A 22329-nucleotide genomic window follows, 5' to 3' on the forward strand; every position below is an offset into this window, starting at 1 on the left:
AGTTACGCTACGCCCATTTTCTTAAACCAAGCAAGGCACTTCTCCCAACCATCTTTAGCAGGGCCTTCGCGATAGGTTGCGCGATAGTCAGCATGGAAGGCATGAGGAGTATCGGGATATACCTCAATCAGAGAGGCTTTTGCCGCAGGATTTTTCGGTGCTGCTTGCGCAAGTGCTGCACGCATTTGCTCAACACTCTCCAAAGAGATGCCAGTATCAGCGCCACCATACAGACCTATTACTGGGGCTTTTAAATCTGCAGCTAAATCGACTGGATGACGTGGGCTATTTTCAGTTTTTTCACCAATCACTCTTCCATACCAAGCCACACCTGCCTTGACTTGCGGCAGAGTTGCAGATAGCCAAGTGATGCGCCCACCCCAGCAAAAACCAGTTACACCGACTCGCTTCAGATCACCACCATTTTTGCCAGCCCATACCAAGGCAGCCTGCAAATCATTTAAGACTTGAGCATCGGGTGTCTTGGCCACAATATTTGCCTGAATTTCAGCAATGGTGCCGTAAGTATTAGGATCTCCTGCGCGCGTAAAAAACTCAGGGGCAATCGCGAGATATCCAAGCTTTGCAAAACGACGTGTGACGTCAGCGATGTATTCATGAACACCAAAAATTTCACTCACCACGATGATGATCGGCAAATTGCCTTTTGCATTCTCTGGACGAGAAACATAAGCAGGTAGCTGGAAGTTACCGATAGGAATCATTTGCTCGCCTGCTTTGAGGCCCTTAAAGTTGGTCTCAACGGCGGCCGCCATCACAGGATCAGAGGCAGCTACAAAGCCAACACCCAGTGTAGTGACAGCACCACGTAATGCGGTAGCGCCGGCGACCGAGGTTTTCATAAAATTTCTTCTACTATTCAGTGTCTTATTGCTCATCGTGTTTATCTCCTAGCTATTTACTAATGCTACTAATGCGCCTCTTCCCAATTATCACCAATCCCAATACTAACGACCAATGGCACCTTCAATTGAGCCACATTGCACATTAAATCCGGTAACTTTTCCTGCAACAGATCGATTTCATTCAAGGGAACGTCAAATACCAACTCATCATGCACCTGTAATAGCAGCTTCGTCTTAAGTTGTTGCTTTTCAAGCCAGTCTTCCACGGCAATCATGGCAAGCTTAATCAGGTCGGCAGCCGTTCCTTGCATCGGTGCATTAATCGCAGCACGCTCAGCACCCTGACGACGCGGACCATTGGCGCCTTTGATTTCAGGCAACCAGAGACGTCTACCAAAAACAGTTTCTACATAACCATTTTCTCGAGCCTCTAGGCGAGTACGTTCCATATATTGCGCCACCCCAGGATAACGATCAAAGTACTTTGCAATATAGTTTTGCGCTGCTGAACGCTCAATCCCCAGATTGCCTGCTAAACCAAAAGCGCTCATGCCATAGATCAGGCCAAAGTTAATGACCTTGGCATAACGACGTTGCTCTGAATTAACATCATCTAGCGGGATACCAAAAATTTCTGCGGCAGTGGCTTGGTGTACATCTTTGCCATCACGAAAGGCTGCCAAGAGATTTTCGTCTTCCGCAATATGTGCCATGATGCGCAGCTCAATTTGAGAATAGTCGGCTGATAATAATTTACAGCCCTCAGCCGCAATAAAGGCTTCGCGTATGCGACGACCCTCTTCTGTGCGCACCGGAATGTTTTGCAAGTTTGGATCACTCGATGCCAAACGCCCAGTGACTGCCGTTGCTTGCGAAAAGTTGGTATGGACGCGCCCCGTTTTAGGGTCAGCCATGCGCGGTAGCTTTTCAATATAGGTCGACATCAACTTGGCTAAGCTGCGATAGTCCAAGATACGCGCTGGCAATGGATAGTCCTCTGCCAATTTCTGCAAAACTTCCTCGTCGGTTGACGGTGCGCCTGATGGCGTCTTCTTAATCACTGGCAGTTCCAGTTGTACAAAGAGTATTTCAGCAATTTGCTTGGGCGATTGAATATTGAATGGCTGCCCCGCGAGTTGATGAATCTCACTCTCCAGTTCCAAAAGGCGCTTGCCAACTTGCTGGCCTTGCTTGCTCAATAAAGCAGAATCGATTCGTATGCCATTACGCTCCATGATTCCCAGAACCCGCATGGCAGGCATCTCGATCTTTTCATACACATAGAGCAGGCCTGGGCTTTCCTGAATCTGTGGCCAAAGCTCGTGGTGCAGGCGCAAGGTAATGTCCGCATCCTCTGCCGCATAGTCAGTAGCAATCTTCAGATCGACCTGGTCAAAGCCAATTTGATGAACTCCTTTGCCACACACCTCTTCATAGCGGATCGTTTTCATCCCTAAGTGGCGTTCAGCCAAACTATCCATATTGTGCGGAAGGTGTGACTCCAGCACATACGACTCGAGCAGAGTATCAAATGCAATGCCGCCTAAAGTAATTCCATAGTTTGCAAAAATATGCGCGTCATACTTTAAGTTTTGCCCTACCTTGAAATGACTCGCACTCTCTAGCCAAGGTTTTAATTTAGCAAGCACAGCATCTCGATTAAGTTGTACTTCACCATTACGGTGCGCAACTGGAATGTAACAAGCTTCACCTGGCTTTACTGATAAAGAAATCCCAACCAACTCTGCAGCCAATGCATCTAGGCTGGTTGTTTCTGTATCGACCGCAGTCAGTTGCGCGCTTGCAATTTTTTTCAACCACTTTTCTAAAGCAAGGTCATCAGTGACACACTCGTAGTGACGCTCAATTGCATCCTGAAGATCTGTCGTGTCTTGCGAGAGCGCTTTAGTGGGGGCAGTGGCAATAACTCGTGATTTTTTAGAGTCATTTTCTGCGCTAGCATTGGCAATAGGCGTACCCGCCAAATCAAAGGCAGCGGGCTCAGAGCCATCATTTCCTGGGCTGGTGAGCTGCTTTTCAACATCACGCAACCAAGTCTTAAAGGCATAGCGTTCGAATAGCTCTCGAAGCAAAGCAGCATCTTCTGACTTCGCATGCAAATCATCTAAGCCTGGCAAATGAGGAGATAAATCACAATCTGTTTTGACGGTGATGAGTTGTCGCGCTTGTGGCAACCACTCTAAACAAGCGCGAAGATTTTCACCCACTACACCTTTGACTTGATCAGCGTTGGCCATCAAATTATCGAGATTGCCAAACTCTGCTAACCATTTGTTCGCAGTTTTGGGGCCCGCTTTAGGAACGCCTGGCACGTTATCCACTGCATCGCCAATGATGGATAAGTAGTCGACGATGAGTTCAGGAGGTACACCAAACTTTTCCTTTACCCCTTCGATGTCCAGCTTTTCATTGGTCATCGTGTTAATAAGTGTGACAGAGGGATTGACTAACTGGGCTAGATCTTTATCACCAGTAGAGATAATCGTTTCCCAACCTGCTTGGGTTGCTTGGCAAGCTAAAGTACCGATCACATCATCCGCCTCAACGCCTGACACCATCAATACCGGCCAACCTAAAGCTTTGACCATTGCATGAATTGGTTCAATTTGCTTCACCAAATCCTCGGGCATGGGAGAGCGATGGGCTTTGTACTCGGCATACATTTCATCTCGGAACGTCTTGCCCTTGGCGTCAAAGACGCAGGCGATATGGTCAGCCTTGAGCTCAGATCTAGCTCGGCGCATCATATTGACCATGCCATAGATGGCGCCAGTAGGCTCCCCAGCCCCGTTTCTGAGGTCTGGCATGGCATGAAAGGCGCGATACAGGTAGCTAGAACCGTCTACCAACAAGAGTCTATGTTTAGTCATACCGCAATCGTACAATCTAGTTATGAATTGCCTACAGGTCTGGTTAAAGAACCACCCGAGAGTAGGCCAAAAAAGGTGAAAATGATGCATGCTCTAACAAACTTAATTAGCCATAACCTCAGCCAAAGCCCTGCTTTAATCAGCTTTTTGCTAGCTTTTAGCCTATTTGGAGCAGGATCGGCATTAGCTCAGAATACCAGCCAAGCCCTCAGCCAATCTGAGCTCAACCGAATCAACAACCAGCCGCTTGCTCCTGCGGTGAGTCCAGGGGGAGTCTTGGGTAGCCCAGAAAGTCGCAAACCCAGTTTTCAGCACAAAGAGTCTACTGGTACTGAAATCATTGAGTACAAAGACGCTAACAGCCCAACTCAAGTGCAAGTGAAAACCAAATACACCACTTATGAGATGTCACCACCCGACTCTGTTATGCCTGGACCCCCATCTGGTGAAGGCGGCCTCTTAAGCGTACCTAGCATTAGCATTCCCATTAAGTAAATAATTGAAAGCATAGTTACTGCTTTATGGCTGTATTCACACCTATTGAATTGAGTGAGATCTCTCCTTGGATTTCTCAACATTTCAATATTGGTGAAGCCGCCGATATTCGCGGCATTCATGGTGGGATTGAAAATTCCAATTTCTTTTTAGATACGATCCAAAATGGTAGAAAGCAAGAATACGTTCTCACTATTTTTGAAAGATTGTCCGCCGAGCAACTCCCCTACTACTTAGAGTTAATGCGCCACTTGGCAAACAAGGGCATCCCAGTACCCAAGCCAATTGAAAATCATCAAGGAGAAATTCTTTTCTCTCTAAAAGGTAAGCCTGCAGCCATCGTCAGTAAATTACCGGGCATATCTAGACTACAACCCGCAGCAAAACACTGCGCCCTGGTTGGCGAGATGTTAGCCAAGATGCATTTAGCTGGCAAAGATTTTCCTCAGTCCCAAGAAAATCTGCGGAGCCTTGGCTGGTGGCAACAAACCATTCCTTTAGTGTTGCCGCATGTCAATTCATCCCAAAAAGATTTGCTGGCAAATGAACTTGCTACGCAAGAAGCATTTTTTGCTTCCAGCAACTACGATGCACTTCCACAAGGTGCCAGCCATTGCGATCTCTTTAGAGATAACGTGCTCTTCGATCCCAATAGCAGCAACGATCCTCGCGAGGATCAACTCGGTGGTTTCTTTGATTTTTATTTCGCAGGTATCGATAAGTGGTTATTTGATCTTGCTGTGACCGTAAATGATTGGTGTCTAGCTGACAATAAGCAAGATCTCGACCTGGCGCGCTGTGATGCCCTGCTGCAAGCTTATCAAGCTATACGCCCCCTCACCAAAGAAGAGCATGCTAGCTGGCCCCTCATGATGCGCGCTGCGGCACTGCGTTTCTGGGTCTCTCGCCTCTGGGATTTTTATTTACCGCGCAATGCGCAGATGCTCACCCCTCACGACCCAAGTCACTTTGAACTCATTCTTCTCAGCCGTCGCTCCTTATGAAACTAAACACTGTCGCCCCTAAAGAAGGTTATACCTGGATCAGACAAGGGATTTGGCTTTTTAAGCAAAATCCTTTGGGCTTTTTGATGCTGGTCTTTATGTATGTCTTCGCCGCACAACTCGCCGTCATGATCCCGGTGATTGGGGTGTTTGCAGTATTGCTGTTAACGCCTACTTTGTCAGTTGGTTTTATGACAGCCTGTCGCCAAGCAATTCAAAAGGAGCGTATTCGTCCTACTGTGTATTTGGTAGCACTTCAATCAGGCGAACTGATTCGTAAACGGATACTGCAGTTAGGATTAATTTATGCGGCTCTAATCTTATTACTCAGCTTTGTCTTAAGTCTCTTAGTCGATTTTGAAATGCTCATACCTCTCTTGACGAGTGACACCGTCATTACACCTGAAGCACTTCGTCAAATCTATTTAGTACTTTTGTTTGGCGCTATCTTGTATATCCCTGTAGCCATGTTGATGTGGTTTTCCCCTGTCTTAGTAGCTTGGGCAGATATGTCGGTTTCTCAAGCGCTCTTTTCTAGTTGGCTTGCCTGTTGGACAAATAAAGCAGCTTTCTTTTTCTACCTCTCCATTTGGAGTGTCGTGTTGATTGCCATTCCTTTGACGATTGGCATGCTGTTTGATGCCTTAGATTTTGGTCAAGCAGCATCCTTCCTTGTCGCCCCCATTTCTATGGCGGGCCTAACACTCATGCACTGCTCTTTCTATGCCACCTGGAAAGCGTGCTTCACTGAAGATGAAGTCATTCTGTAGGTTTTATAAACTTCGTTTTACAGACTGAGATTCATCAATCAATCGCAGCAAGCTTGGCAATACTGAGTTGTAACCACTTCACACCGTGACGCTTGAAGCTCACTTGCGCACGAGCATCTGTATCAACGCCCTCTAAACCAGTCACACGACCTTCGCCAAATTTAGTGTGAAATACATTCTGTCCAATCTTAAATGGATAATCTCCACGCGGCGGTGATGCTAAGCGCTTCACTTCCATTGAAGCTGAGCCTACCCGCTTCACAGGTCGCTGTTGATCGCTGCCGGAATCAAAGAAATCATTAGACTCATATTCACGTTGACGGGTATAGCCGTCTTGCCAAGTCGAGCCTGATCTGGAGCTACCGCCCCAGCGCGCATCTTTTGCTTTAGGCGTTAACCATTTCAGTGAGTCAGAGGGTAGCTCCTCTAAAAAACGGGAGGGCATGTTGTAACGTACCTGACCATGCAACATTCGCGATTGGGTGTGCGACAAATATAAGCGCTCTTTAGCACGAGTAATTGCCACATACATCAAACGACGCTCCTCTTCGAGACCATTGTGCTCGTTAATGCTGTTCTCATGAGGGAACAAGCCTTCCTCAAGACCGGTAATAAAGACCGAGGTGAACTCTAAGCCTTTGGCAGAGTGCACTGTCATCAATTGCACGGCATCTTGACCTGCTTGGGCTTGGTTATCACCCGCCTCTAATGAAGCATGAGATAAAAACGCAGCCAAAGGAGAAATATCTACAACACCAGGCGCATTTTCACCGGGCAGCATCGCAGCGGCAGCATCTTGACCATAGCCTTCTTCCGCAATGAAGGCAGTAGCAGCGTTGATTAATTCTTGTAAGTTTTCTACGCGATCTTGTCCTTCGCGTTCAGATAAATAATGTTGAATCAAGCCACTGTGCTGGATCACAAACTCCACCGTTTCAGGCAGGGTGTTATGACGGGTTGCTTCGCGCATATGATCGACTAGGCGAATGAAACCACCCAAGGAAGCGCCGGCCTTACCTTCAAGAGAAGAAGCGGCCAAATACAAAGAACATTGCTGCGCTCTTGCCGCATCTTGTAAGGCTTCAATCGATCTTGCACCAATTCCCCTGGTTGGGAAATTCACCACCCGAGAAAATGAGGTGTCATCGTTCAGATTCTCAAGCAAGCGGAGATAAGCGAGTGCATGTTTAATTTCAGCGCGCTCGAAGAAGCGCAGACCACCATAAACTCGATAAGGAATCGCTGCCGAGAACAAAGCGTGCTCAATAATGCGTGACTGTGCATTGCTTCGATACAACAATGCTACCTCTGTACGCTTGATCCCGCTATTGATCAGCGCTTTGATTTCATCTACCAACCATGCGGCTTCGGCATGATCACTGGGGGCTTCATAAATACGGACTGGCTCGCCATGCCCTGCATCAGTCCGCAGATTTTTACCAAGACGCTCAGAGTTATTTGCAATCAGGTGATTCGCAGTATCGAGAATGTGGCCGTGTGAGCGATAGTTTTGCTCGAGCTTGACCAATAAAGGATGAAATTGCTTTTCATAGAGACGCATGTTCTCGACATCGGCACCACGGAAGGCATAAATACTTTGATCATCGTCACCCACCGCAAAGACAGAACTACTACCCATGCCACTCACATTGACTCGACTAGCATCATGTCCGGAAAGCAATTTAAGCCAAGCGTATTGCAAGGCGTTGGTATCTTGAAACTCATCAATCAAGATGTGACGAAAACGTTCTTGATAATGCGTACGAATAGGTTCGCTATGCTTTAGTAATTCATAGCTACGTAAGAGTAGTTCCGCAAAATCAACCACACCCTCACGCTGACACTGCTCATCATAAGCGGCATAGAGTTGCGCCATCTTCGCCTGGAAGTCATCTCCTACCGATAAATCCTTGGCGCGTTGACCGCGCTCTTTGGCATGCGCAATAAAATACTGCAATTGCTTGGGTGGATACTTTTCATCATCTACCTTTAAGCCCTTCAAAAGACGCTTAATCGCTGAAAGTTGATCTTGGGTATCCAATATCTGGAAGGTGGACGGCAAGCCCGCTTCTTTATGGTGAGCTCGTAATAAACGGTTACAAAGACCATGAAAGGTGCCAATCCACATTCCCCGAGTATTGATGGGCAACATGGCGCTCAAACGCACCATCATCTCTTTAGCTGCTTTATTCGTAAAGGTAACTGCCAGCACACCAATAGGAGAAACCTGACCGGTCTGGATCAACCAAGCTATACGGGTGGTCAGCACACGCGTCTTACCGCTACCAGCGCCAGCCAAAATTAAGGCTGATTGGGCTTGGCCATCTGGGCTAACAGGCGGGAGGGTCACTGCCTCGCGCTGTTCTGGATTGAGGTTCGCGAGCAAGTCTGAGTACATCAGCCCAATTATAATTTGCCTCTTATGCCAAACGCCTCAAATACCCCTAATTCACCAGTAGCCGGTTCAGTTGACGAACTGGCCAAATCCTATGAACCCGCTCCAATCGAAGCTTACTGGGGACCAGAGTGGGAACGCCGAGGCATTGCTGATGCCAGCATGGATGAGGGCAAAGACAATTTTTCGATTCAGCTGCCACCACCCAATGTGACCGGCACCCTGCATATGGGTCATGCCTTTAACCAAACCATCATGGATGGCTTGGTGCGTCATGCCCGCATGTCTGGCAACAATACCTTGTGGGTTCCAGGAACCGACCATGCTGGTATTGCCACTCAAATTGTTGTTGAACGGCAACTCGATGCGCAAAAAGTGTCACGCCACGACTTAGGTCGCGAGAAGTTTTTAGAAAAGGTGTGGGAGTGGAAAGAAACTTCTGGTAACACCATCACTCGTCAAATTCGTCGCCTCGGCGCTTCGATTGATTGGGGAAAAGAATATTTCACGATGGACAGCAAAATGTCCAAAGCAGTCGTTGAAGTGTTTGTACGCCTCCATGAACAAGGTTTAATTTATCGCGGCAAGCGTTTGGTGAACTGGGATCCCGTATTGGGAACGGCAGTCTCTGATTTAGAGGTGGTGAGTGAAGAAGAAGATGGCTCCATGTGGCACATCCACTATCCCTTAGCTGATGGCTCAGGCCGCTTGACCGTTGCTACTACCCGCCCAGAAACCTTACTAGGTGACGTAGCAGTCATGATCAACCCAGAAGATGAACGCTACAAACACCTCATTGGCAAATCAGTGAATTTGCCTTTATGTGATCGTCAAATTCCGATCATTGCCGATGACTATGTAGATTTGAACTTTGGCACTGGTGTGGTGAAGGTTACTCCAGCGCATGACTTTAATGACTACGCAGTTGGACAACGTCACCAATTACCGCTCATCAACATCCTCACCTTGGATGCCAAGATTAATGAAAATGCTCCTGCCGCCTATCAAGGTATGGAGCGCTTTGCTGCTCGTAAACAAATCGTGGCCGATTTAGATGCTGCTGGTTTATTAGAAAAAGTTCAGCCACATAAACTGATGGTGCCCCGTGGTGATCGCACCCAAACCATTATTGAGCCCATGCTCACTGACCAGTGGTTTGTGGCGATGTCTAAACCCAGTCCAGATAACCAATATCAACCTGGCTCATCGATTGCCGGTGCTGCATTGGATGCGGTAACCAAAGGTGATATCAAACTGGTTCCAGAAAACTGGATTAATACTTACACCCAGTGGTTAGCCAATATTCAAGACTGGTGTATTTCCCGCCAACTCTGGTGGGGCCATCAAATCCCGGCTTGGTATGGTGATGATGGACAGATTTTTGTGGCACGCTCAGAAGATGAGGCCAAAGCGAAGGCTGCTGCTGCAGGCTACACAGGCAAGCTCAATCGCGATCCAGATGTGTTAGATACTTGGTTTAGCTCTGCGCTTGTGCCCTTTAGTTCATTAGGCTGGCCAGAAGAAACAGCTGCTCTCAATCACTTCTTGCCATCATCCGTATTAGTAACTGGCTTTGACATCATTTTCTTTTGGGTGGCGCGCATGGTCATGATGACTTGCCACTTCACCGGTAAGGTGCCTTTCCATACCGTCTATGTTCATGGCTTAGTACGTGATGCAGAAGGTCAAAAGATGAGTAAGTCCAAAGGCAACACTTTGGATCCAATTGATTTGATCGATGGCATCCAGATTGAAGACCTAATAGGTAAGCGCACTACAGGCCTCATGAATCCCAAGCAAGCAGAGAGCATTAGCAAGAAAACCAAGAAAGAGTTTCCGGAAGGAATCCCGGCATTTGGTACTGATGCTTTACGTTTTACTTTTGCATCCCTTGCCTCGCTCGGTCGCAACATTAACTTTGACCAGAAGCGCTGCGAAGGCTATCGCAACTTCTGTAACAAGCTTTGGAATGCGACGCGTTTTGTACTGATGAACTGCCCTGGTGGTGATGAAGACAATGGCTTAGCGCCTTGTGATAACCAATGTGGCCCAGAAGGCTATTTAGATTTTTCACCAGCAGACCGCTGGATTGTGTCCCAACTACAGAGAACGGAAGCCGAGGTAGCAAAAGGCTTCCAGAACTATCGCTTTGACAATATTGCTAGCAGCATCTATCAATTTGTCTGGGATGAGTATTGCGATTGGTACCTAGAGCTTGCCAAGGTACAACTCCAAACCGGCACACTAGCGCAGCAACGCGCAACTCGTCGGACCTTGCTACGCGTGCTAGAAACCATCTTGCGTATGGCGCATCCACTCATTCCGTTTATCACTGAAACACTCTGGCAAACCGTTGGGCCAAAGTCTGGCAAGGAATTAGCAAAACAAACTCAGCAAACCATCGCCTTGCAACCCTACCCTGTTGCTCAGCCTGAAAAGATTGATGAGCAAAGTGAAGCCTGGGTTGCCCAAGTGAAAGCGATTGTGGATGCCTGCAGAAATCTGCGTGGCGAAATGCAGGTACCCCCAGGGCAAAAAGTGCCGCTGTGGATTTATGGTCCAGAAGTCTTCTTACAAAAAGTGACTCCTTACTTACTCGCATTAGCCAAGCTCGCTGAAGTCAAAATCTATAGCGATGAATCCGCCCTCGAAAAAGATGCGCCTGGCGCACCAATTGCATTGGTAGGCGATATCAAGCTCTTACTCAAAATCGAAGTGGACGTGGCGGCTGAGCGTATTCGACTTGGTAAGGAAATTGAACGCCTTGCTAATGAAATCACTAAAGCCCGCAGCAAATTGGGAAATGAAAGCTTTGTGGCTCGCGCTCCTGCCGAGGTTGTAGCCCAAGAAAAACAGCGCCTTGCTGGATTTGAACAAAATCATGAGAAGCTTGTTGCACAATTAGAGCGTCTTCAATAAAGATCGGATATCCCATGCCATTGACTACTAAAGCCGTTACAAAAGCCGTCTTCCCTGTTGCCGGTCTTGGTACCCGTTTCTTGCCAGCCACGAAGGCAAGCCCAAAAGAGATGCTCAATGTGGTCGACAAGCCACTGATTCAATACGCAGTAGAAGAAGCGATTGCCGCTGGCATTACTGAAATGATTTTTGTCACTGGTCGCAGCAAGCGTGCTATTGAAGATCACTTTGATAAAGCGTATGAGCTCGAAGCAGAGCTCGAGGCTAAAAATAAACAAGCGCTACTAGACATCGTGCGTAACGTGAAACCCAGTCATGTTGACTGCGTATACGTCCGTCAGCCTGAAGCACTAGGTTTAGGTCATGCCGTATTGTGTGCAGAAAAACTCGTTCGGGATGAACCCTTCGCCATCATTTTGGCCGATGACTTATTAGATGGTCAGCCTCCAGTCCTCAAGCAAATGCTCAAAGTCTTTAATGAGCAAAACGGCTCTGTCATTGCAGTTGAAAAAATTGATCCAGCAAAAAGTAGTTCTTACGGCATCGTCGCGGGCTCAGAAGTGGCCAAGGGCATCTACCGCCTCAACGGTATTGTTGAAAAACCTCAACCTCAAGATGCGCCTTCCAACCTCGCTGTGGTTGGTCGTTATGTGCTCTCCTCAGAAATCTTTAAACACATCCGCAATCTCAAGCCTGGCGCTGGTGGCGAGATCCAACTCACCGATGCGATTGCAACCTTGCTTAAGGAAGAGCCAGTATTTGCTTATGAATACGATGGCGTGCGTTATGACTGCGGTAGCAAGTTGGGTTATCTCAAAGCGTCGGTGGAATTTGCATTGCGCCATCCCGAGGTTTCTGCTGATTTTGCAGCCTACTTAAAGAGTCGCTCTTTAACTTAAGGCTGCTTGGCTTGTTTATCTTCTCTTTAAGAAGAACACCAAGACATCACCTTCAGTACTGCTAGCAATCAGCTCATTGCCCGTTTGCTTCGCAAAGGCTGGAAAATCTCTCGCCGCTCCTGAATCAGTTGCCTTGATCTTTAAGACTTCACCAGACTGCATTGTTGCCAATGCTTTCTTGGTACGTAAAATCGGCAGTGGGCAGTTCATGCCAATCGCATCCACTTCTGCATTAAATGCAATGCTTGCTACATCATTCATTTGCTAGCCACCCAATCTTTAACACCTTCTAAAGCAGCACCAAGCTTAGTAGGATCGTTACCGCCAGCCATAGCCATCTCTGGCTTACCGCCACCTTTGCCGCCTACCTGCTGCGCAACAAAGTTCACGAGATCACCAGCTTTCACTTTGCCAATCGAATCTGCAGTCACACCAGCAATCAAGCTGACCTTATCGCCTTGCACAGAAGCCAAGACAATCGCAGCCGTTTTGAGTTTGGCTTTTAGTGCGTCCATAGTTTCGCGAAGAACCCCTGCATCGGCACCGTCTAATCTGGTAGCCAATACTTTTAATCCGTTGACGTCAATAGCCTGACCAGCTAGCTCATCGCCTTGGCTAGCGGCTAATTTGGAATTGACTTTTTCTAATTCGCGCTCAGCCTGACGCAAGCTATCTTGCAGTTGCGCAACCCGATTCACTAAATCGCCAGGATGGGTTTTGAGGATGGCTGCAGCCTCGTTAATTTTGTCTTCAAGGCCTTGCAAGAAGTGGAGTGCATTACTACCGGTCACCGCCTCAACTCGACGAATACCAGCAGCAACCCCGCCTTCAGAAACAATCTTCAAACTACCGATATCGCCAGTACGTGACACGTGAGTACCGCCACACAATTCTTTAGAGCTGCCGATTTCTAAAACACGGACTTCATCGCCATACTTCTCACCAAAGAGCATCATGGCACCAGTCTTTTGGGCATCGTCTAAAGACATGACTTTTCCAGAGGTGGCTGTATTCGCCAAGACCTCTGCATTCACAATATCTTCAATACGACGAATCTGTTCAGCCGTTATAGGAGCATTGTGCGTAAAGTCAAAACGGGTTTTAGTTGCATCGACTAAGGAACCTTTTTGTTGCACATGATCGCCCAAGACTTCACGCAGAGCTTTGTGCAAAATATGGGTTGCACTGTGATTACGCATCGTATCGGTTCTTTGCTGTACATCGACCAAGGCATTGAGTGCATCACCTACTTTAAGCTCGCCCTCGAGCACCTCACCTTGATGACCGAATACGTCAGCTTGAATCTTGAAGGTGTCATCTACTGAAAAACGGACAGACTCATTGCGAAGCTCGCCCTGATCACCGACCTGACCACCAGATTCAGCGTAGAAAGGGGTATTGTCTAAAACGATTACCGCAGCATCGCCTGCTTTTACTGAGGCAACTTCAGAGCCATCGATGTATAGCGCAGTCACTTTGGCGCCCTCATGCTTCAAGGAATCGTAGCCGTGAAACTGCGTAGGCTTGCCTTTGTAGTCCAAACCTTGGGCTACTTTGAACTTGCCGGCTGCTCTGGCTTGATCACGCTGCTTTTGCATAGCGACTTCAAAACCTTCGGCGTCTACTGTCACACCACGTTCGCGACAAACGTCTGCTGTTAAATCTAATGGGAAACCAAATGTGTCGTGCAAGCGGAAAGCGGTTTCACCATCAACCACTTTGGCACCACCCACTAATGCACCATCCAAAATTTCCATGCCATTGGCAATCGTTTGGAAGAAGCGTTCTTCTTCTTGCTTGAGTATCTCACTCACCTTATCTTGCGCAGCACGCAACTCTGGATAGGCCTCGCCCATCTCTTTTACGAGTGCAGGGACTAGTTGATAGAAGAATGGTTTACGTGCCCCTAACTTATAGCCATGTCGAATCGCACGACGTGCAATGCGACGCAAGACATAACCACGTCCTGCATTGCCGGGAATCACACCATCCACGACAATAAAACTACAAGCCCGAATATGGTCAGCAATGACTTTTAATGAAGGACTTTCCGTATCACAGTTCTCGCCGCCAGCAGCGTCTACCGCTTCCTTAGAAGCCCTGAGTAGGTTGACGAAGAGGTCAATTTCATAATTGGAATGTACGTGTTGCAAGACGGCAGCAATGCGCTCAAGGCCCATACCCGTATCGACGCTAGGCTTAGGCAATGGATGCATGACGCCTGCCTCATCGCGATTGAACTGCATGAACACGTTGTTCCAAATTTCGATAAAACGATCGCCATCTTCCTCTGGACTGCCAGGAGGACCGCCTGGAATGTGAGCACCGTGATCATAAAAAATTTCAGTACAAGGTCCGCAAGGGCCGGTGTCACCCATCATCCAGAAATTATCGGAAGCGTAACGCGCCCCTTTGTTATCCCCAATCCGAATAATGCGATCTGCAGGAACACCAATTTGGTCTTTCCAAATGGCATAGGCTTCGTCATCTTCTGCATAGACAGTAACTAACAGTCTATCTTTTGGCAGCTTAAATACTTGGGTCAATAAATCCCAAGCAAATTGAATCGCATCTTTTTTGAAATAGTCTCCAAATGAGAAATTACCCAACATTTCAAAAAAGGTATGGTGGCGAGCGGTATAGCCCACGTTATCCAAATCATTGTGTTTTCCACCCGCCCGAATGCACTTTTGCGCTGTCGTGGCACGATGATAGGAGCGCTTATCAAAGCCCAAAAACACGTCCTTAAACTGGTTCATGCCTGCATTCGTAAATAGCAGGGTAGGATCATCTCCAGGCACTACCGGGCTAGAGGTGACGATTTGGTGGCCTTTTTCGGCAAAGAAATCCAGGTAAGCCTGGCGAATTTGGGAGACTTTCATGTCAATAATTATCGCATTGGCACTAGCCTAGGGCAAAAGCTAGGCAATATGCCCTCGTCCTGCCTTACAATCCCACAACATTAATATAAATCGGCACCTTAGCAATTAAGTCGATATACAAGGAGAGCAACTTGAAAATTCGCAATCAACGGGATTTTGGGGCGGGGGTCATGTATATGGTCATCGGCCTCTTCTTTACCATTGTGGCTAGAAATTACCCCATGGGAACTGCCGCCAAAATGGGTCCTGGCTACTTCCCCTTCTACTTGGGCATATTCATGATTTTGCTAGGTTTACTGGTCGCCGTTAAAGCATTCAACGCAAAAGCTGCCATCGAATCCATTCCGAAATTCAACTGGAAGATCATTGCTCAAATTACGGGTGCGGTTGTCTTGTACGGACTTTTGCTTCCAAGAATGGGCTTCTTAGTTGCCGTAGTGGTTTTGGTATTCGTATCTGCCAGTGCCAGCAAAGAATTCACCTGGAAAGGTACTGCTATTAATGCAGCATTCTTAGTGACTTTCACTTATTCCGTGTTTGTAGTGGGCTTGAAACTTCAATTCCCACTCCTGCCTGTCTTCCTACAACAATAACGAAACGGGACTCTGAAAAATGGATTTATTTGCTAACTTAGGTCTCGGTTTTGAAACCGCATTTACCTTACAGAATCTTTTGTACTGCCTGATTGGCTGCATCTTAGGAACCCTCATTGGTGTTTTGCCTGGACTTGGTCCGATCGCTACGATTGCGATGCTCTTGCCAGCTACGTATGCCTTGCCTCCCATTGCCGCATTGATCATGTTGGCCGGTATTTACTACGGCTCACAATATGGCGGCTCAACCACTGCAATTTTGCTCAACATCCCGGGGGAGACGTCCTCGGTGGTGACGGCGATTGACGGCTACCAAATGGCTCGCAATGGTCGTGCGGGTGTTGCTTTATTTACCGCAGGAACAGCCTCCTTCTTTGCAGGTTGTGTCGCAACTTTGGTGTTGGCTGCTTTTGCTGCCCCTCTTTCCCAACTTGCCTTTAAGTTTGGCCCCGCTGAATACTTCTCGCTGATGGTCTTAGGCTTGATTGGTGCAGTCGTTTTAGCGTCTGGCTCCTTAATCAAAGCAATTGGCATGATCATCTTAGGTCTGCTAATGGGCTTGATTGGTACTGACGTGAACTCTGGTGTATCGCGCTATGCGTTTGATATTCCTGAATTGAGCGACGGTATTGGCTTTGTGGCAGTTGCCATGGGCGTATTCGGCTTCGCTGAAATCATGGGTAACCTTGAAAAAACAGGTGATGACGAAGGCTTCCTTAATAAGCTCACGAGTATGGTCCCCACCAAGACTGATGTGAAGCGCATGATTCCATCGATCTTACGCGGTACAACGATTGGTTCGATCTTAGGTATTCTGCCCGGTGGTGGCGCAGCTCTTGCAGCTTTTGGCGCTTACTCTGTCGAGAAGAAATCTTCCAAGTACAGCCATGAGTTTGGTAAAGGTGCGATTGAGGGTGTTGCCGGTCCAGAAGCAGCGAATAACGCAGCTGCTCAAACCTCCTTCATTCCATTACTCACATTAGGTATTCCACCAAATGCGGTGATGGCCTTGATGGTTGGTGCGATGACAATTCATAACATTCAACCAGGTCCACAAGTAATGACCAGCAACCCAGCTTTGTTCTGGGGTCTAATTGCATCCATGTGGATTGGTAACGTGATGCTGATTCTCTTGAACTTGCCTTTGATTGGTATCTGGGTAAAGCTCTTGAAAATTCCTTATCGCTTCCTCTACCCAGCGATCTTGGTGTTCTGCTGTATCGGTGTATATACCGTGAACAATACGGTGTTTGACGTGTATGTCACGGCAGGCTTTGGCTTGATTGGCTACCTCTTCTTCAAACTTGGTTGCGAACCTCCTCCATTACTCTTGGGCTTTGTGCTTGGCCCGATGATGGAAGAGAATTTCCGTCGTGCGCTACTCTTGTCGCGCGGTGATTTCACAACCTTTGTCACTCGCCCACTCTCCTTAGGATTGCTCATTGCAGCAGCCCTCTTAGTCGTGATCGTGGCTTTGCCAGCAGTGAAGAAGACCCGCGAAGAGGCATTCGTCGAAGACTGATTGTCTTAGACCTTACAGAAACGAGCCCGCAGCAGTTTGCGGGCTTTTTCTTTATGGTGCGGGGGTTTTCTCTACAATGTGGCTATGTCCCAAGATAGCAAACCCTCTAAAGTCGTTGCCGGCGCAGTCGCCGAGCCTTCCAACTTTTTACGTCAGATCATCGATCATGACTTAGCCAGCGGTGCTTTTTCACAGCGTACGAATTTAGCGGGCGAGCATATCCCATCGATCATCACTCGTTTTCCACCGGAACCAAACGGGTATTTGCATATTGGCCACGCTAAAAGTATTTGCCTCAACTTTGGCTTAGCTGCCGATTACAACCATCAAGCTGGTGGTGCGCGTTGCAATATGCGCCTAGATGACACCAACCCCGTTAAAGAAGATGTTGAATACGCTGACAGCATTCTAGATGCTGTGAAGTGGCTTGGATTTGATTGGGGTACACATCTTTATCATGCCAGCGATTACTTTGATCGACTGTATGAGTTTGCAGAAATTCTGATTCAGAATGGCAAAGCGTATGTCGATAGCCAAAGTGCGGATGATATTCATACTAATCGTGGCAACTTTGGACAAGCTGGAAAAAATAGTCCCTATCGTGAGCGTAGCCCTGAAGAAAATCTGACCCTCTTTCGCGAAATGCGCGATGGCAAGTTCAAGGATGGTGAACATGTTCTGCGTCTCAAAATTGATATGGCGCATCCCAATATCGTGATGCGTGATCCTGTGGTCTACCGTATTCGCCATACTGATCACCATCGCACCGGAAGCAAATGGTGCATCTATCCACTATATGACTTCACGCATTGCATCTCCGATGCGCTGGAGAGTGTCTCTCACTCGATTTGCACACTCGAATTTGAGAATAATCGTCCACTGTATGACTGGATCGTGAATTCACTTAAAGAATTGGGTGTCTTTAAAGATCCCGTCCCTCACCAATATGAATTTGCCCGGCTCAATTTAACTTACACCATTACTAGCAAGCGTAAGTTATTGCAGCTCGTTGAAGAAAAACAGGTTGACGGCTGGGATGATCCACGAATGCCAACCATTGTTGGTATTCGTCGTCGTGGTTACACCCCAGAGAGCATTCGTCTGTTTTGTGAACGGATTGGTGTCTCAAAAGCCGATAGCTGGATTGATATGAGCACACTCGATCAAGCCTTGCGTGATGACCTCGAAGCAAGAGCACCACGCGCAACAGCTGTCTTAAAACCACTTAAGCTGGTAGTTGAAAACTTTGATGCTGCTGCAAAAGAATCTTGTTCAGCACCGCGCCATCCTCAACACCCTGAATGGGGTAATCGTGAATTCAACTTCACCCGCGAACTCTGGATTGAAGCGGATGACTTTATGCAAGAACCGATTAAAGGCTTCTTCAGACTCTACCCACCAATTGGCGATCACGCTGGTAGCCGTGTGCGCCTACGTCATGGCTTTGTTGTTGAGTGCACTGGTTTTGAGACGGATGCGCAGGGCAATGTCACGCAAGTCAATGTGAGCTACTTCCCAGACAGTAAGAGCGGCACCGCTGGTTCCAATAACTATAAGGTGAAGGGCAATATTCACTGGATTAGCGCTGCAGAAGCAATCCCAACCGAAGTGCGCTTGTATGATCGTCTCTTCACTGATCCACATCCGGATAGTGGAGATAAAAATTTCTTAGATGCCATCAATCCAAACTCTAAAGAAACAATGACAGCTTACCTAGAGCCTTGTATGAAAGATGTGAAAGCTGAAGATCGTTTTCAATTTGAACGTCACGGCTACTTTGTTGCAGATAAAACAGACTCCAAACCTGGCAAGCCTGTATTTAATCGCACAGTTGGTCTTAAGGATTCTTGGAAGTAGTCTGCAAAAAATCGGCTACGCTGGGATAACGCAGCGGAGTTTTCAACTCATGTAGTCGAGCATTTGTCACTCGTCTCGATTCCCGCATAAATGACCACAGCATCGGACTCACCATCTGTTGCAGTTCACTAGCGGGCATGCGTGGTGGTCTATCCAAACCAAAGGCATCAGCCACTTCATCAAAGTAATCGCCCATTTTGGTTTCACTCCCATCGCAGGTATTGATAATGCGCTGTGGCTTACCGTGATATACCGCCGCGCACACTAAGCGCGCTAGATCATCACTATGAATATGATTTGAGTAAGCATCTTCCTCTGGGAGTAGCGCCGGGGTTTTAGACTGTAAGCGCTCTAGGGGCAAACGATCAGCCGCATAGATTCCGGGCACACGCAAAATGGTGACAGCCACACCATGTGCTGGCCCCCATAAACGGAGTGCCTGCTCTGCGTCTACTCTTCTCTGGGCTCGCTCACTCTGAGGATTAACGGGGGTTGCCTCACTCACCTTAGCGCCACGATGATCGCCATATACGCCTGTGGTGCTGACATAGATCAAACGCCTGACGACATTGGAGCCTTGGGCTAAAATTCTCAATAGGTTGCGGGTTCGGCAATCACGATTTCCTTGGTTTTGGGGTGGCGCTAAATGAATGACGGTTTGAGCTAAACCGGATAGACGCCATAAAGTTTCTGGATGATCCAGATTCCCCAACATCGGAGTCGCGCCAACCTCCCTCAACTCCTGAAAACGATTTTGCGAAGATGTGAGTGCAAAAACTCGATGACTACGGGAAAGCTGTTTTGCTACCCGAAGACCAATGTCACCGCAGCCAATAATCAGGATTGAAGGTTTACCAAAAGATTGCATAAGTGACATCGTAACGATTTATTGAAAGGAATGAGAGTGTCTCATCAGGTCACGCTCAAAACGAGCGGCAAACAATTTACTGTAACCCAGGATGAAACCGTCTTGGAGGCTGCTCTTCGCCAAGGTATCAAACTACCCTATGGCTGCAAAAATGGTGCCTGCGGCTCTTGTAAAGGCAAGCTCTTGGAGGGCCAAGTCAGCCATGATCAACACAGCGAGAGCGCTTTAAGCAAAGCCGATGAAACAGCAGGCGGCATCTTGTTTTGCTGCTCTCATCCACAATCCGATCTACTCATTGAAGCTCGTGAAGTCCAAGGCGCAGGCGATATCGCGATTCGGAAGATTCCTTGCCGCGTTAACACCATCATTAAGCCTAGTGACGATGTGGCGATTCTGAAGTTGCAACTTCCAGCTGCTGAACGCTTCCAGTTCTTAGCGGGGCAATACCTCGAGTTTCTTTTAAAAGACGGGCAACGTCGTGCTTACTCGATCGCCACTGCGCCCGAGCAAGAAGGTCCATTAGAACTGCATATCCGCCACTTACCTGGCGGCGTATTTACAGACTTTGTATTTGGGACTGCAACGCCAGCACTAAAAGAAAAAGATATCCTGCGTTTCGAGGGGCCCTTGGGTAGCTTCTTCCTCAGAGAGGACTCTAAAAAGCCCATCATTTTTGTCGCTGCTGGTACGGGCTTTGCGCCAATTAAATCCATCATTGAACAAATGCAAACCAAGAAAATGGATCGCCCGATTAAGCTGTATTGGGGCGGTAGGCGCCCAAGCGATCTGTATCTCCATGATCTATGCAAAACCTGGGAACAAGACATCCCCGATTTCCAATACATCCCAGTGATCTCAGACGGTTTACCAGAAGATGCGTGGCAGGGCCGGACAGGCTTTGTGCACCTTGCGGTCATAGATGACCACCCTAGCCTCAAGGACTTTCAGGTCTACGCCTGTGGGGCGCCTGTCATGGTCAACGCAGCCCGTGAGGACTTTTCATCCAAATGTCATCTGTCTGAGGAAGAATTCTTTGCTGATTCTTTCACTAGCGCGGCAGATTTAGCCACAAACTAATCCCCATAAAGTTAGATAATAGAAACTTCACTAGCCTTATTTAATTACCCCAGCCCAGCATGAACACTCCAGCCCCTATTGACACCCATTCAGTCATGTTTATTACTCAACGCCCAGATGTGGTGATGGTTGAGGGTGCTGGCTCATGGCTAACGGATAACAACGGCAAGCGCTATTTAGATTTCTTACAGGGGTGGGCGGTAAATTGCTTGGGTCACAGCAATCCAGGAATGATTGCAGCACTAAATGCTCAAGCCAAGAAACTGATTAACCCCAGTCCAGCGTTTTATAACGAGCCGATGATTGGCTTATCCAACCTCTTGACTGCTAATAGCTGCTTTAACAAAGTCTTTTTTGCCAACAGTGGCGCCGAAGCCAATGAAGGTGCCATTAAGCTAGCCCGCAAATGGGGTCAGCTGAATAAAAATGGTGCCTTTGAAATCATCACTTTTGATCACAGTTTTCATGGTCGCACCATAGCCACCATGAGCGCCTCTGGTAAGCCAAACTGGGACACCATGTTTGCACCACAAGTTGCCGGTTTTCCGAAAGCAGATTTGAATGATTTGGAATCTGTTAAGAAGTTGGTGACGGATAAAACAGTGGCCGTGATGCTAGAGCCCGTTCAAGGTGAAGGCGGCGTCATTCCCACCACGAAAGAATTTATGCGTGAACTACGCCAGTTCACTAAAGAAAATAATATTCTGCTCATCGCCGATGAAGTACAAGCGGGCTGCGGCCGCACAGGCACCCTGTTTGCTTATCAGCAATACGGTATCGAGCCAGACATCATGACTTTAGGTAAAGGCATTGGTGGTGGCGTTCCCTTAGCAGCCCTAATGGCGACTGATGCGGTAGCTTGCTTTGTGCCTGGCGATCAAGGTGGCACCTATAACGGTAACCCTTTGATGACTGCGGTAGGCATCAGCGTGATCGAGCAATTACTGGCTCCCGGATTTTTAGAGAGCGTGAAAGCCAAGGGTGAACTACTCAAATCAGAATTACTCAAGCTTTGCGCTGAATTTAATCTGGAAGGTGAGCGTGGTGAAGGTTTATTGCGCGCCCTCATGCTCGGTAAAGATATTGGCGGTAAGCTAGTTGATTTAGCTCGTGAGCGTAGCCCTGAAGGCTTATTGATTAACTCACCCAGACCTAACTTGTTACGCTTTATGCCAGCACTCAATGTGAGCGATGATGAGATTCATCAGATGTGCAGCATGCTACGTGAGTTGCTGAAGGAAACTGCTTAAGCCATTTTCATGACTGCTTAGTCGCCTCACTTAGTCACCTA

16 protein-coding genes are annotated in these 22329 nt (G+C 47.7%); 10 read left to right on the forward strand and 6 right to left on the reverse strand.

Features of this window, described 5'->3' with window-relative positions; translation table 11 throughout:
• Positions 1-2: 2 nt before the first annotated feature.
• Both ICN21_RS09950 and polA read right to left on the reverse strand, forming a co-directional pair.
• On the reverse strand, positions 3-863 hold the full coding sequence (locus ICN21_RS09950) for a dienelactone hydrolase family protein (RefSeq protein WP_255534292.1): 861 nt from the start codon (positions 861-863) through the stop codon (positions 3-5).
• 68 nt (positions 864-931) lie between these two features.
• Complete coding sequence (polA, locus tag ICN21_RS09955) at positions 932-3757, reverse strand: DNA polymerase I (protein ID WP_216178306.1); 2826 nt, start codon at positions 3755-3757, stop codon at positions 932-934.
• An 84-nt stretch (positions 3758-3841) separates the two neighbouring features.
• Between polA and ICN21_RS09960 the strand changes: the two genes are divergently transcribed.
• The 3 genes from ICN21_RS09960 to ICN21_RS09970 are packed head-to-tail and all read left to right on the forward strand — an operon-like array spanning position 3842 to position 6026.
• Positions 3842-4252 (forward strand): hypothetical protein, encoded by a 411-nt coding sequence (locus tag ICN21_RS09960; RefSeq protein WP_255534293.1) that lies wholly within the window; start codon positions 3842-3844, stop codon positions 4250-4252.
• A gap of 26 nt (positions 4253-4278) precedes the next feature.
• A complete protein-coding gene (locus tag ICN21_RS09965; RefSeq protein WP_216178307.1) occupies positions 4279-5256 on the forward strand; it encodes a homoserine kinase in 978 nt (325 codons plus the stop codon).
• Positions 5253-6026: a BPSS1780 family membrane protein gene (locus ICN21_RS09970; protein ID WP_216178308.1), complete on the forward strand. Its 774-nt coding sequence runs from the start codon at positions 5253-5255 to the stop codon at positions 6024-6026. Before ICN21_RS09965 ends, ICN21_RS09970 begins: the two co-directional genes overlap by 4 nt.
• Before the next feature lie 34 nt (positions 6027-6060).
• Here ICN21_RS09970 and ICN21_RS09975 read toward each other — a convergent pair whose 3' ends face one another.
• Positions 6061-8424, reverse strand: coding sequence for a UvrD-helicase domain-containing protein (locus ICN21_RS09975; RefSeq protein WP_216178309.1), 2364 nt, complete (start codon positions 8422-8424; stop codon positions 6061-6063).
• Between the two features lie 24 nt (positions 8425-8448).
• Here ICN21_RS09975 and ICN21_RS09980 point away from each other — a divergent pair, with 24 nt between their 5' ends.
• On the forward strand, positions 8449-11340 hold the full coding sequence (locus tag ICN21_RS09980; RefSeq protein ID WP_216178310.1) for a valine--tRNA ligase: 2892 nt from the start codon (positions 8449-8451) through the stop codon (positions 11338-11340).
• Between the two features lie 14 nt (positions 11341-11354).
• Positions 11355-12239 carry a UTP--glucose-1-phosphate uridylyltransferase GalU gene (gene galU, locus ICN21_RS09985; RefSeq protein ID WP_216178311.1) on the forward strand — a complete coding sequence of 295 codons (885 nt, stop codon included), beginning with the start codon at positions 11355-11357 and terminating at the stop codon, positions 12237-12239.
• A gap of 15 nt (positions 12240-12254) precedes the next feature.
• Here galU and ICN21_RS09990 read toward each other — a convergent pair whose 3' ends face one another.
• Positions 12255-12482 carry a sulfurtransferase TusA family protein gene (locus ICN21_RS09990; RefSeq protein ID WP_215320936.1) on the reverse strand — a complete coding sequence of 76 codons (228 nt, stop codon included), beginning with the start codon at positions 12480-12482 and terminating at the stop codon, positions 12255-12257.
• A 14-nt stretch (positions 12483-12496) separates the two neighbouring features.
• Positions 12497-15121, reverse strand: a complete 2625-nt coding sequence (alaS, locus tag ICN21_RS09995) for an alanine--tRNA ligase (RefSeq protein ID WP_216178312.1) — start codon at positions 15119-15121, stop codon at positions 12497-12499.
• Positions 15122-15252: 131 nt separating this feature from the next.
• Here alaS and ICN21_RS10000 point away from each other — a divergent pair, with 131 nt between their 5' ends.
• From ICN21_RS10000 to ICN21_RS10010, 3 genes are all read left to right on the forward strand, one after another.
• Positions 15253-15714: a tripartite tricarboxylate transporter TctB family protein gene (locus ICN21_RS10000; RefSeq protein WP_216178313.1), complete on the forward strand. Its 462-nt coding sequence runs from the start codon at positions 15253-15255 to the stop codon at positions 15712-15714.
• A gap of 19 nt (positions 15715-15733) precedes the next feature.
• A complete protein-coding gene (locus ICN21_RS10005) occupies positions 15734-17236 on the forward strand; it encodes a tripartite tricarboxylate transporter permease (protein WP_216178314.1) in 1503 nt (500 codons plus the stop codon).
• 84 nt (positions 17237-17320) lie between these two features.
• Positions 17321-19093 (forward strand): glutamine--tRNA ligase/YqeY domain fusion protein, encoded by a 1773-nt coding sequence (locus ICN21_RS10010; protein WP_216178315.1) that lies wholly within the window; start codon positions 17321-17323, stop codon positions 19091-19093.
• On the opposite strand, the gene ICN21_RS10015 is transcribed toward ICN21_RS10010, so the two are convergent.
• On the reverse strand, positions 19074-19970 hold the full coding sequence (locus ICN21_RS10015) for an SDR family oxidoreductase (RefSeq protein ID WP_255534294.1): 897 nt from the start codon (positions 19968-19970) through the stop codon (positions 19074-19076). The two genes, ICN21_RS10010 and ICN21_RS10015, sit on opposite strands and share 20 nt — an antisense overlap.
• Before the next feature lie 27 nt (positions 19971-19997).
• Between ICN21_RS10015 and ICN21_RS10020 the strand changes: the two genes are divergently transcribed.
• Positions 19998-21038: a 2Fe-2S iron-sulfur cluster-binding protein gene (locus tag ICN21_RS10020; protein WP_216178316.1), complete on the forward strand. Its 1041-nt coding sequence runs from the start codon at positions 19998-20000 to the stop codon at positions 21036-21038.
• 59 nt (positions 21039-21097) lie between these two features.
• The gene (locus ICN21_RS10025) at positions 21098-22288 is read left to right on the forward strand and encodes an acetylornithine transaminase (protein ID WP_216124627.1); all 1191 of its coding nucleotides are present in this window, start codon (positions 21098-21100) and stop codon (positions 22286-22288) included.
• The last annotated feature ends 41 nt before the right edge of the window (positions 22289-22329 follow it).

This window comes from Polynucleobacter sp. AP-Feld-500C-C5, from assembly GCF_018882265.1.
Lineage (GTDB): Bacteria > Pseudomonadota > Gammaproteobacteria > Burkholderiales > Burkholderiaceae > Polynucleobacter.